General features: G+C 37.8%; 11 protein-coding genes. All 11 read right to left on the bottom strand.

The features are described from left to right. Positions 1-6 precede the first annotated feature (6 nt). Positions 7-993, bottom strand: a complete 987-nt coding sequence (locus ACWYU8_RS17615; RefSeq protein WP_457521030.1) for a glycosyltransferase family 2 protein — start codon at positions 991-993, stop codon at positions 7-9. 88 nt (positions 994-1,081) lie between these two features. Beyond that, positions 1,082-2,212 carry a glycosyltransferase family 4 protein gene (locus ACWYU8_RS17610; protein ID WP_457521029.1) on the bottom strand — a complete coding sequence of 377 codons (1,131 nt, stop codon included), beginning with the start codon at positions 2,210-2,212 and terminating at the stop codon, positions 1,082-1,084. Positions 2,213-2,270: 58 nt separating this feature from the next. Further along, the gene (locus ACWYU8_RS17605; RefSeq protein WP_457521028.1) at positions 2,271-3,497 is read right to left on the bottom strand and encodes a glycosyltransferase; all 1,227 of its coding nucleotides are present in this window, start codon (positions 3,495-3,497) and stop codon (positions 2,271-2,273) included. Between the two features lie 72 nt (positions 3,498-3,569). Beyond that, the gene (locus ACWYU8_RS17600; protein WP_457521027.1) at positions 3,570-5,012 is read right to left on the bottom strand and encodes a lipopolysaccharide biosynthesis protein; all 1,443 of its coding nucleotides are present in this window, start codon (positions 5,010-5,012) and stop codon (positions 3,570-3,572) included. Between the two features lie 71 nt (positions 5,013-5,083). Next, entirely contained in the window at positions 5,084-5,953 is an 870-nt protein-coding gene (locus tag ACWYU8_RS17595; protein WP_457521026.1) for a hypothetical protein, read from the bottom strand. Positions 5,954-5,980: 27 nt separating this feature from the next. Beyond that, entirely contained in the window at positions 5,981-7,081 is a 1,101-nt protein-coding gene (locus ACWYU8_RS17590) for a DegT/DnrJ/EryC1/StrS family aminotransferase (RefSeq protein WP_457521025.1), read from the bottom strand. Continuing rightward, positions 7,078-7,527 carry an acyltransferase gene (locus ACWYU8_RS17585; protein ID WP_457521024.1) on the bottom strand — a complete coding sequence of 150 codons (450 nt, stop codon included), beginning with the start codon at positions 7,525-7,527 and terminating at the stop codon, positions 7,078-7,080. The genes ACWYU8_RS17590 and ACWYU8_RS17585 overlap by 4 nt, the downstream gene beginning before the upstream one ends. Beyond that, positions 7,517-7,921, bottom strand: coding sequence for a sugar 3,4-ketoisomerase (locus tag ACWYU8_RS17580; protein ID WP_457521023.1), 405 nt, complete (start codon positions 7,919-7,921; stop codon positions 7,517-7,519). The genes ACWYU8_RS17585 and ACWYU8_RS17580 overlap by 11 nt, the downstream gene beginning before the upstream one ends. Continuing rightward, positions 7,911-8,795, bottom strand: coding sequence for a glucose-1-phosphate thymidylyltransferase RfbA (gene rfbA, locus ACWYU8_RS17575; protein ID WP_457521022.1), 885 nt, complete (start codon positions 8,793-8,795; stop codon positions 7,911-7,913). Before rfbA ends, ACWYU8_RS17580 begins: the two co-directional genes overlap by 11 nt. Before the next feature lie 29 nt (positions 8,796-8,824). Continuing rightward, positions 8,825-9,889: a dTDP-glucose 4,6-dehydratase gene (rffG, locus tag ACWYU8_RS17570; RefSeq protein ID WP_457521021.1), complete on the bottom strand. Its 1,065-nt coding sequence runs from the start codon at positions 9,887-9,889 to the stop codon at positions 8,825-8,827. A gap of 144 nt (positions 9,890-10,033) precedes the next feature. Beyond that, positions 10,034-12,202, bottom strand: coding sequence for a polysaccharide biosynthesis tyrosine autokinase (locus ACWYU8_RS17565; RefSeq protein ID WP_457521020.1), 2,169 nt, complete (start codon positions 12,200-12,202; stop codon positions 10,034-10,036). Between the last annotated feature and the right edge of the window lie 69 nt (positions 12,203-12,271).

Here is a 12,271-nt window from a genome sequence, read left to right as displayed (position 1 = left end):
AGTTAACTATGCTTTTACTTGTCTTATTGCTCTGACAATCTTCCGAACACCTAAAACTACAGCTATTCGCTTCAATTGACTTTTTGATTGTCCTTTAAGATTAATAAAATGGGCATAATTGTTTAACCCAAATAATCGTACTAAAAGGTTCTGTGGAAGAGCTTTCGCATCAACGTTGCGAGCAAAGCCCACCCCTCGAAGGAAAACCTCAGTATTGTCCGGAAAAGCTTTTACAGCTAAATTCCAGTAGCAAGAGGCAAATGCATGACTACGAGACTTATTCAGGCTTTCTTTATCCGAACAGATAGATATAGCGTTATCAAGCATAGGATAAGTTGCAATGGCGTTGGCCGTATCAGATTGTCTAGATAGACGCTCATAAGGATGCCATTGATAAAATCCAGTAACTAGCTCAGGAACACAATCAAACTTTGCACCTGAAGCTGCGATTCTTAGCGCAAAATCAAAATCATCGTTTAATTTGTGGCATTCTTTCCAGCCATTTACACGCTCAACGACTTCGCGACGAAAGAGATAACTGAAATTAGGGTTAAACTTTCCTTGTAGAAGATTTATCACCATATCTTGATTATCTTGGGCTTTAATGAATTTACTACTTTCCCAATATTCTCCCATACGCCAACTGCCATAAACGACGTCGACATCACGGTTACTCTCTAAGTATTGAACCTGTTCTTTAATCTTATTCGGTGTAAGAAAGTCATCCGAATCAAGAAACTGAATATACCTCCCTGAACTATGTTTAAACCCTAAATTACGAGCAGTAGCAGGCCCTGAATTTTTTTGAGAAAATATTTTCAATTTAAATTTATCTGTAGATAATTGATGTAGTTGTTCTAATGTACTATCAGTCGAACCATCATCTACAATAATAACTTCCGCACATTCAATTTCTAGGTCCAACAATCGTTGAAACATTTTTTCTATCCATATCTTACGATTATAGATAGGGATGATTATAGATACATTCATTTTAATAACATTTAAATTTAGACTTGAAATGAAATTATTTATAATTAATTGATAGTATTCTTAGGTGGAAATCTATTCAAAATAAGATCTAAATAATACTTTCTACAGCAGCTCTTAACTCACTGAGCCCCTGTTTTAAATCAAAACACGTACGAACTCGTTTAAAAGCAGCTTCTCCTAAAGACTTTCTGATAGTTTCACTATGCATGAATTTGATCGCGTCAGCAACTTCTTGTGCTTCACCTGGATTAACCAAAACGCCAGTTTGCTTATCTACAACCAACTCTGGCGTTGCCCCAGCGCACGTGGCGATGACGGGAAGATGATGTTGACCAGCTTCCACTGGCACGAGCCCGTAAGCTTCTCCGTCGTAAGAAAGAGCTAACACATAATCAGCCATAGAATAAAGCTTATTCATGTCCTTTTGATGGCCTAGTAATCGGATAGAGTCAGGGGAATCTTTCACCATTCTTTTAATCTTTTTACCATATTCAATAAAGGAATCATTACACCCACCAGCTATTACTAGATTTGAATTAGGTAAATCTGACGCCAATAAGCGAAAAGCTTCGATTGCTAAATCCTGTCCTTTACGTGGCTCAATTACTGCTGGAAATAAACCTACAATGCTATCCTTAGGTATATTGAGCTCTTGCCGAACTAAATCTTTGTCATAGTTTGCTTCTAATTTTGAATCTAGCCCATCATAAATACGTATAACTCTAGTCTTTGTCCCTGTATTCCTAGCTTGTTCAGAAACAATATCAGAAGTACATATAATGAGATCTGCCAAATCCAACAGTTCTTTTGAATATCCGGCTTGATGAAAAAGATTACGGATATGTAATACAATTTTGCAACCTAACTTTTTAACTTCTTTGATATCCCATATGTCTCGAAAACGAAGTAAGTTAAAGTATACTACATCCGGATTTTCAGCCTTTAAAATTCTGTTTAATTTCTTTGATCGTATTATTTTATTAATTCGATCTAATCCTTTAGGCGCTTTCGTATATGCTTCTGGCATCCATTTTTTTATTTTGGAATGTCGATATATGAATTGTTGTGATTCTATTTTATACTGTTCAAGGTGTTCCGAAGGAAAAGGAGCACATACTTTGACTTCCCAAGCAGCAGTTTCTTCGGCATATAGATAACGTTTTAAACATTCCTCAGCCCCACCCCACCATTGGCTGTTGTCTATATATAATATTTTCATTTATATTTTTCACCTTAATAATCCAGATTCATAAATATATAAATAGAATATGTTATATTTAAAGTTTAATTAAATTTTTAAAGAAAGAACAAACCCTTAATATAGATCCAGATAATACCCACCAATTGATGAGAATTTCTCGACTAGTCTTAGCATTTTTAAAAACAGATTCAAAACGTTCAACACATTTATCAGGGGAGTGACTAAGTGAATTTATGTAGCATTCATTGCTCAACTCTTTGTACTCCCTTACATCTTTCGTTAGTAATTCATCTAACATTTTGGATATTGGTATATTTTGATATGTACTTACACTTTCACCCACGTCACCAAATTTCATATCCTTATAATAACCAACAGAACACCCATTTTCGTTGTAAGCAGTCGCAACAATTGATGGAACTCCCATAGACGATGCTTCAATAACTGTTGTACCCATCCCGATATAGACCCAGGCGTCTTCTAGAACTTTTGTTATATCTTTATGGTCTATTGGCCCAAGAAAGTTTACTGAGCTTCCAGGTGGTAAGTTTAGTTCTTTAATCTTCTTTCTTAATTCCTGCTCATCTTTATCTGTACCGTTTCCGTATATTTCTAGTTTCACATCTGTCGAGAGGCTAAACTGCTCTATGATTTTTGGTAAATGAAACAAATAACCTTTCATTATAGGTTCAATTCTGGAAATAGTTAAAACCCTAAGTGGTTCTTTAGGCGGTTCACTTAACTCTCTATGGTTTAATAACTTGACAGGAATTGGGTTGATTGAACAACTGGAATAATCTCTATCACCTTCGCTCTGATGAATAGACTTACAACCATCATTCATAAAAACTAAGTTTGTATTTGGTAAACTTTTCAAAAGAAACATAGTTTCTATATGAGAGCCATAAGTCTTTCTATGTAATAATGTGTGAGGTGTCAAAGCGTATATCAATAATGGTGAGCTTTTTCTATAATTCTTAGGTATTGCTTTGATTAAAAAGGCACTATTGCTCGTCATAGCAATTACCCCTTTAATATTTCCCCATCTAGCATCTGTTATTGGCTTTACTTTAATGAATTCTAGGAATGATCTGCCACTAATGTTTAGGTTAAATACTTTAACGGATTCTTCAAGTTTATCCGCTAATCTTTCAATTATTCTTTCGCCACGTGAAACTATATTTACCTTATATCCTTTTCTCGAAAACTCATTGGCTAGATTAATCGTTAATATCTCGGTACCTGCCGTTTGCTGCATATCATCAACCAATAAGACAACACCTGGTCTGAACTCGTCTTTCATAAATTGTAATTCTTTAATGTAAAAAACATAACACTAGTAATTTAAAACTTCCATAAAATATAAAAAATAGATTCATGTTTCAGCTTTTAATCGTCTCAAAGCAATATTAAAAACATCTATGAAAGCAGGGATTTTTAAAAACCAACAGGCCAAAATATATACAACGACTCCAACTATAATTTTTACAATAATTTCTATTTCAATACTATCTAGTTTTATAAAAATAATACTTAAAAACATAATGAACGAAGCTATTATAGTTGGTAGTATTTGCTTTATTTGCTCTTTCGCACCAAATCCAAACAATTTCCCTGGGTAATATGTATTAATAAAAAATGAAATTATAGTGAAACCTAACTGAGACATTGCTACTGCGACAATACCATGTGGGATAGCGATAATTAAAGCTAAGATAGATACAGGAAGCTTAATAAGGTCAGCTTTTAAAAATAAGTCTGAACGTCCTCTAGCATTTAATATATTTAGATTTAATGCACTTATGGGTGTAAAGGCTCTAGCCATAGAAAGAATTATTAATATGGGGATAATTTCTTCCCACTTTTCACCTAAAAATATTAGAACAAATTCTTCTGATATTGCTGCAAATCCTACAAAAATAGGCAAAGTGAGTAATGTCACGATTCCCATAACTTTTATATAGATCTGAACCAATCGCTGTTCTTCTTCTTGGATTGATGTCATAGCAGGGTAAGTTACCCCTTGAATTGTCGAACTTATAGTTGAGGATAGTATATTAGTAAATTTATAACCTTGCTGATAATACCCAACCTGCGTTGCGTTAAAATATCTACCTATTAAAATGGAGTATAAGTTTTGTACAACAGTGGCAAGAAGTCCTGCAATTAGCAAGTTCGAACCAAACGAAAACAAAGTTTTAAACGACTCTTCTGAAAACAACCATTTGGGACGCCATCTAGAATAGCTTACTAATAAAATAGTACTTACCATTGATTTGGTCAAATTCATTCCAACTAATGTCCAGTAGCCGAATTCATTACTAATCATGTAAATAGCAACAGTCGCACTGACCAACATAGATATACTATTAATTAAGCCTTGAATTCTAAAGTTCATAGCTATTAATAGTTTGGTTCTAGGGACAACTGCTATTGCATTAATAATTATTATTATAAATAAAACACGTGATAAGTTCGTTAATTCGGGTTGATTATAAAAGCTAGAGATATAAGGAGAGGATATATAAAGAAAAAAGTATAGTAAAATTGACAGAAGTAAATTTATATAAAATACTGTAGATAAATCTTCGTCAGTAACTCTTTTGCTTTTTTGTATTAAAGCCTGTGAAAACCCTGAATCGATTAATGATTGTGATACAGCTAAAAAGATAGCTAACATTGCAATCATACCAAAATCAGAAGGCGATAGAACTCTAGACAGATATATAAGTAAAACGAAACTACCAGCTTGGTTAAATAACTTGTCTAGCAGAGTCCAAATTGCTCCATGTACGACCTTATTCTTTAGGTTGCTCAATGACAAATCCTTATATAACAATCACTTAAGATAAAGATTGGTTAGTTTATAGGTTAGAGAATGATTTCAATTTAATTAATATGCCTGATAAGTTCTTTTGTAAGCTTTTTGGCACCCTTTTCATTCATATGATCAAAATCTCCTAAGTCAGAATCATCAAATATAGGTGAATCATAAAAATCTAAGATTTCGACATTATCAAGGTCTAAAGAATGTAACTTTGCGAATAACTCTGACTTGTTTGGTAAACAATCCATATAGGACTTTTGGGCAGGTGGAATAACTATATATAGCTTCCTATCATCCTTTCTAACCATATCATTAAGTTTTGTTAACCATTCTAACTGGTCAGGGTCTCTTCGGTTTTCTCTTATGTGTGTTTTTGCGCGTTGCTCAGCTGTGATATTTTTAATAAAACTATTTTTTTTATCATAACCAAAGTATGTTTCATCTATTTTTACTTTATTGATTTTCTTGCATTTTTTGTAAATCTTATTTTCTAGTTTTTTATTAACCAAACCTTCTTCTTGATATGGGATATCAAAAAAATATTTGTAAGTAGATAATCTGTATCTTTCTTTTATTTTTATTAAAGACAAGCCTGGTGTAAAAACACTATAGAAAAACACAACATTCTTTAGATTATTAATCCTTTTCCCATAACTCTCATATAACTTAAAACTAACATAGGCATCTGTGCTCGTTAATCCTAAATTGTATATTCCATTTTCACCTTTAGTAAATACACCATAATCAGCGTGAGACCCACGCAATACTAATGTTTCGATGTTATCTATATTCTTTTCTAAACCTAACTTCTTTTTATATACATATTCTATGAATTCATCATCCATGTATAATTGATCGTTTCTCTGTCTATACTTTCTTATTCTGTCGCGAACAATTTTTGGTGTGATTTTTTTTAAGATTGTATAAATCATTTACTATATCTTTTGTAGTTAATTTAATTACTTGAAAGAATTAATACATTTAATCACGCTCTCAACTTCATCCGAACTTAATACAGGACTCATCGGAAGACTTACCACTTGTTCATGTATCTGTTCTGAAATAGGGAAACTATCTTGATTCCACTCTGGATAAGCTTCCTGCTTATGTGGCGGTATTGGGTAGTGGACTAATGTCTGAACGCCATTCTCGCTAAGGTGGTTTACAAGCGCTTCGCGCTGAGTTGTTTTAATCACAAACAGATGCCAAACATGTGCATTTACATCTTCAACCTTAGGCAGTTCGATTAATGGGTTATTGATACCTTTTAGGTATGCTTGAGCAACGTCTTGACGAGCTTTAATCTCTTTATCTAAATAGCGTAGTTTTACACGGAGCATGGCCGCTTGTATTTCATCAAGACGGCTGTTCACCCCTCTATACAAGTTTTTATACTTTTCATGTGAACCATAGTTGCGAAGTGCAGATATAGTTTCGGCTAACTCGCTATCGTTCGTCGTTACAGCACCGCCGTCGCCAAGTGCGCCAAGGTTTTTCCCCGGATAAAAACTAAACCCGGCAGCGTCCCCTAAGTTACCAACTTTTTTCCCTTTATATAACGCACCATGAGCCTGGGCACAGTCTTCAATCACTTTTAAATTGTGCTTTTGGGCAATTTGGTTAATCTCGTCCATACCAGTTACTTGGCCATAGAGATGTACCGTTAAAATCGCTTTGGTCTTTTCGGTAATTGCTTGCTCTATCAGGTTTGGATCTAAGTTGAATGTGTGGATATCCGGCTCGACTAATACGGGTGTTAAACCATTTTCAGAGATAGCTAGAATTGACGCGATATAGGTGTTTGCAGGCACAATGACTTCATCACCTTTTTGCATCACGCCGAGTTCAATATAGGCGCGTAAGATCAACACTAATGCATCCAGGCCGTTTGCTACACCTAAGCAATACTCTGTCTCACAGTAATTCGCGAACTCTTTTTCAAATTCCTCGACTTCTTTACCAAGCACGTACCAACCAGAATCAATGACTCGAGCACATGCTTCTTTAAGCTCGGCTTCATATTGCGCATTTATTTTTTTTAAATCTAAAAACGGAATCATTTCTTTATTTCTCTTGCAGGATTGCCAACGACGGTGGTGTGAGGGGCTACATCTTTAGTAACGACTGCACCTGCGCCAACCATTGCAAATTCTCCAATGGTAATGCCTGGAAGTATGGTCGCGTTGCCTCCTATAGAAGCCCCTTTTTTTACGACGGTTTTCCAGAACTCTTCAGGATATTGCTTGGAACGTGGTGATTTATCATTGGTAAAAGTAACATTCGGACCGATGAAAACATCATCTTCAATGGTTATACCATCCCATATCTGTACGCCGCTTTTTATTGTGACGTTATGTCCAATCACAACATCGTTTTCTATAAAGCAATGCGAGCAGACATTACAATTGTTACCAATTACCGCCTCCGGTAATACAACACAAAACTGCCAAATGTTGGTATCGGTACCAATCTTGGTTGACTGAACATCTGATAAGCTATGAATCATGGTTTACCATCTTTTTAAATGCCTCGTAATCACGAATATAATCAGATTCGTCATACAGCGAGTCAGCCAAAACCATCAATACACAGTCTTCTGAAAAGTCGTACATTTCCCGCCAGACAAACGACTCGATATAAAGCCCTTGCTCTGGGCTATCCAACAAGATGTTTATTTTTTCTTTGCCGTCATCTAGCAGAAAGCGACATGAACCTTTTAATACAATGGCCAGTTGCTTTAGCTCTTTGTGCGCATGAAAGCCTCGACGGACGTTTTCTTTGGTATTAAACAGGTAGTAAACTCGTTTAATAGAAAAAGGGATGTTTTTGTTATCTTCCAGCGCGACTAATGACCCGCGCTCATCACCATGGCTTTGAAACTGTATAAATTTAATGTCCATAATTTTTTTTCTTTTTAACTAAATCTAATAAATATTTGCCATAGCCATTTTTCATCAGAGGGTTAGCCATTGCTTCTAATTCATCTGCTGTAAGCCAGTTCTGGTTAAAAGCAATTTCTTCTAAACACGCAATTTTAAAACCCTGACGCTTTTCAATGGTTTCCACAAATGTTGCTGCTTCCAACAGGCTGTCATGCGTTCCTGTGTCTAACCAGGCAAAGCCACGCCCTAGTAACTCGACATCCAGTGAGCCGTCTTCTAAATACATTTGATTTAGTGCGGTGATTTCTAGCTCACCCCTTGCTGAGGGTTCTACTCGCTTGGCAAATTCAACCACCCGGTTATCGTAAAAATAGAGGCCGGTTACCGCATAGTTTGATTTAGGCAATTCGGGCTTTTCTTCAATCGAGACTGCTCTCATTTTGTCGTCAAACTCGACAACACCAAACCTTTCTGGATCTTTCACTTCATAGCCAAAAACCGTTGCACCATCGGCTTTGGCGGCAGCCTTTTGCAATTTCGGAGAGAAGCCTTGTCCCCAAAATATATTGTCACCCAGAACTAAACAGACAGAATCGTTACCAATAAACTCTTCACCGATTAAAAATGCTTGTGCTAGTCCATCTGGTGAGTCTTGCACGGCATATTCCAGTTCAATACCAAACTGTTTTCCATCCCCTAACAGGCGCTGGAAGCTGCTTTTATCTTCGGGAGTCGTGATAATGAGGACTTCCCTGATACCTGCGAGCATAAGAACTGATAAGGGATAGTAGATCATCGGTTTGTCGTAAACCGGGAGGAGTTGTTTGGATACGCCAAGCGTAATCGGATACAGGCGACTACCCGAGCCGCCTGCCAAAATAATACCTTTCATAAATTACCTAGTACCAACTTAATTATTATTTATTGACCTGAACCTAAGCGCTCTCGGCTGTATGAGCCATCTAATACACGGCTCCACCAGTTTTCATTGTTGAGATACCATTGCACTGTTTTTCGGATGCCACTTTCAAACGTTTCTTCCGGCTTCCAGCCTAGTTCATTGGCGATTTTGCTTGCGTCAATGGCATAACGTACGTCGTGGCCCGGGCGGTCTGTTACATAGGTGATCAAATCCTGATATTGAACGACGCCTTCTTGTTTGTTCGGAACCAGTTCTTCCAAAAGCGCGCAGATGGTTTTCACCACTTCAATATTGGCTTTTTCGTTATGACCGCCGATATTGTAGGTTTCCCCTACCACACCTTCGGTCACCACTTTATAGAGTGCTCGCGCATGGTCTTCTACAAATAACCAGTCACGGATTTGCATACCATCGCCGTAAACAGGAAGTTCTTTTCCATCCAAAGCATTTAGAATCATCAGTGGGATCAGTTTTTCCGGAAAGTGGAAAGGACCATAGTTATTTGAACAATTTGTCACTACGGTTGGTAAACCATAGGTGCGTTGCCATGCACGGACTAAATGGTCACTCGACGCTTTGGATGCAGAATAAGGAGAGGAAGGCGCATAAGAAGTGGTTTCGGTAAACAGGTCGTCAGTTCCTTCTAAGTCACCATAAACTTCATCGGTGGAGATATGGTGGAAACGAAACGCTGATTTTCGGGTAGAGTCCAGTTGATTCCAATAAGATCGAGCTGCCTCTAGCAAGGTATATGTACCGACGATATTGGTTTCAATAAATGTAGCAGGACCATCGATAGAACGGTCAACATGAGATTCCGCGGCCAGGTGCATGACAGCGTCTGGCTGATGTTGCGCGAACACCTTATCCAGTGCAGTTCGATCGCAAATATCAACCTGTTCGAACGCATAACGCTCGTTATCTTCTACCGAAATTAATGACTCTAAATTGCCAGCATATGTGAGTTTATCAACATTTACTACGCTATCTGACGTATTACTAATGATGTGTCTTACCACGGCGGAGCCGATAAACCCGGCCCCACCTGTTACTAAAATTTTCATTTTTGCTCTAATTATATGCCTGTCTCACTACCTAGCCATAAGTTGAGACAGTTGTGATTCATTCTGAAAAAGACAAGGGTATCGATAATGGATACTTAATGTGACCAATTGGCATTCACTTATCCCAACTGGTCTTTTTATTAATTACTTGCTATCGCTACTGTATGAATAGTTGTAGTAACCATACCCGTAGTAGCTTGATGCTTTTTTCTCTGTCGCGTTAAGGATTACCCCTTTCACATCAACGCCCGCTTGTTCGAAACGGTGACGAGCAACATCAATCTCTTTTACGGTATTCATACCAAATCGTGTCACCATTAAGGTGGTTCCGGCGAACGCACCCACAATGCTTGCATCTGTCACCGCGAGTACTGGCGGAGTATCGATGATCACTAAGTCATAATGCTCACTGGCCCATTCAATCAAACGCTGGAAGCGAGGGTGCATTAATAGTTCCGATGGGTTTGGTGGAACCTGACCACGAGTGATGATATCCAGGTTTTCTAGTTGAGTAGTTTTTACCGATTGTTCAAGCTCAATTTGACCAGATAAGAAATCAGAAAGACCATTATCCCACTTCAAACCGAAAGGTTGTTGCATATACCCTTTGCGCATATCGGCATCAATCAGCAATACCTTTTGTCCCGTTTTTGCCGCCACAGCAGAAAAGTTCGTAGACACAAATGACTTACCGACACCAGGTGCAGGGCCAGAGATCATCACGACGTTATTTTTCGCTTCCATCATCGCAAAGTGCAAACTTGTGCGTAAGCCACGTAATGATTCTATCGATAAGTCGGCAGGATTAGATTCTGCGAGCATTACTAGCTCTTGGTTTTGTTTATGTTTACCTTTGAGAATGTTTGATAGTTCCAGCTGTAAGACAGATTTAGGCACACTGGCATAAACAGGTAAACCGATTCGCTCAATATCATCAGGATTTTCTACACCACGATGGAAAGCGGCTCTCACAAACACGTAAGAGACACTCAGCAAACCACCAAGTAGCGTCGCTAGTACTACAATTAGTTTCTTTCTAGGCGCGATTGGGTTGGCAAAAGATTGTGCGGCATCAAGGATACGTACATTACCTACCGTGCCAGCTTTCACGATGTTTAATTCTTGAACTTTATTTAATAGCTCAACATAAATTTGCTGGTTTACTTCTACATCGCGTGTCATACGTAATATTTCACGCTGCATTTTAGGCATTTTCTGAATCTGCTTGTTTAAGCGTTGTCTCTCTTGCAAAAGGATCGAGCGCTTGTCCAACAGAGCAATATAGGCTGGGTGATCTTTAGTGTATTTTTTACTGATTTCACTCTCTTTGAAGGTTAGCTCGTTTAGCTGTGCTTCTAAATTAACCGTCGCTTTTAAAGCAGATGTCGCTTCTAAGCTCAAATCAATTGAATCGTTCTGCTGACGGAAACTGTTTAATCTATCTTCAGATATTGTCAGATTATCTTTTACATCCGGTAGATGGCTCTTTAAGAACGCCAGGCTTTTTTCTGCCTCTGCAGAATTACGCTCAACGTTTTGTAAAAAATAGTTTTGTGCAATATCGTCAAGAATATCGGCAATGAGCGCTTTATTTTCTCCCTTAAAGCCCATTTCTAATATGCCAGTACCGCCGCCACGTTCAGCCAGTGAAAGGCTGCCTTGCAACCATCCGATCGCATCTAACTTACTGCGCTTGCCTACAGAGAATGTAAAGCCATCTTGAGAGTTAAGATCCGTTACAAACAGTTCGTAACCATCACTCTTAGCGAGCTCGCCAGCTTTGCCTTCTAAAACAACCTGGTTGTCGCCTCGTACTAGTTGATACGTTTTTTGTTCAGCATTTAGCACAACAATTGAGTGACTGTTGCCTGCCGCGAAATCAGGAATAGTGAATCGCCCAATCTTCAGCTCATTTACTTCACCACGCAGGCGCGCTAAACCTTTACCAATATAAGGTAAGTACTGAGGTGTCACGACAGTAGTCAGGTTAAACTTATCGACTGTGTCACCCAATATCATACGCGAGTTAATGATCTGAATTTCTGTAGTGACTGAAGATTCAGATTTGAACATCTCCCCCATATCACCGACTAAAGCACTTACTCCACCGGAGTTTTTTTGTTCAATCTGAATCAGAGCATTTGCATTATAGATTGGCGTAGAAAGCAAAGCCGAAGCAACGCCAAACAAGGAGAACATAAAGGTGATGGCGATAATCAGCCATTTTGAATCTAAAAGGATCCCGAATAACTTGCCTAAATCAATATCGTCTGCGTGAATATTAATAGCAGGTCTGGATTGCGGTGCTGTCATTGTTTTGTTTTTCCTGAAGAACAATCTAGGAGTGATGAATGGCCTGGTTAAAACAAGCTCTGATAGTAG

The sequence above is a fragment of the Vibrio limimangrovi genome (assembly GCF_054064025.1).
Note: the sequence above shows the minus strand (reverse complement) of the source record. Positions and strands in the feature narration are given on the sequence as shown.

Excerpts from the sequence above, each read along its gene's own strand:
- ACWYU8_RS17605 (WP_457521028.1), bottom strand. The coding sequence starts at position 3,497 with ATGAAAGACGAGTTCAGACCAGGTGTTGTCTTATTGGTTGATGATATG.
- ACWYU8_RS17585 (WP_457521024.1), bottom strand. The coding sequence starts at position 7,527 with ATGATTCATAGCTTATCAGATGTTCAGTCAACCAAGATTGGTACCGAT.
- ACWYU8_RS17595 (WP_457521026.1), bottom strand. The coding sequence starts at position 5,953 with ATGATTTATACAATCTTAAAAAAAATCACACCAAAAATTGTTCGCGAC.
- ACWYU8_RS17565 (WP_457521020.1), bottom strand. The coding sequence starts at position 12,202 with ATGACAGCACCGCAATCCAGACCTGCTATTAATATTCACGCAGACGAT.
- ACWYU8_RS17610 (WP_457521029.1), bottom strand. The coding sequence starts at position 2,212 with ATGAAAATATTATATATAGACAACAGCCAATGGTGGGGTGGGGCTGAG.
- rfbA (WP_457521022.1), bottom strand. The coding sequence starts at position 8,795 with ATGAAAGGTATTATTTTGGCAGGCGGCTCGGGTAGTCGCCTGTATCCG.
- ACWYU8_RS17590 (WP_457521025.1), bottom strand. The coding sequence starts at position 7,081 with ATGATTCCGTTTTTAGATTTAAAAAAAATAAATGCGCAATATGAAGCC.
- rffG (WP_457521021.1), bottom strand. The coding sequence starts at position 9,889 with ATGAAAATTTTAGTAACAGGTGGGGCCGGGTTTATCGGCTCCGCCGTG.
- ACWYU8_RS17580 (WP_457521023.1), bottom strand. The coding sequence starts at position 7,921 with ATGGACATTAAATTTATACAGTTTCAAAGCCATGGTGATGAGCGCGGG.
- ACWYU8_RS17615 (WP_457521030.1), bottom strand. The coding sequence starts at position 993 with ATGAATGTATCTATAATCATCCCTATCTATAATCGTAAGATATGGATA.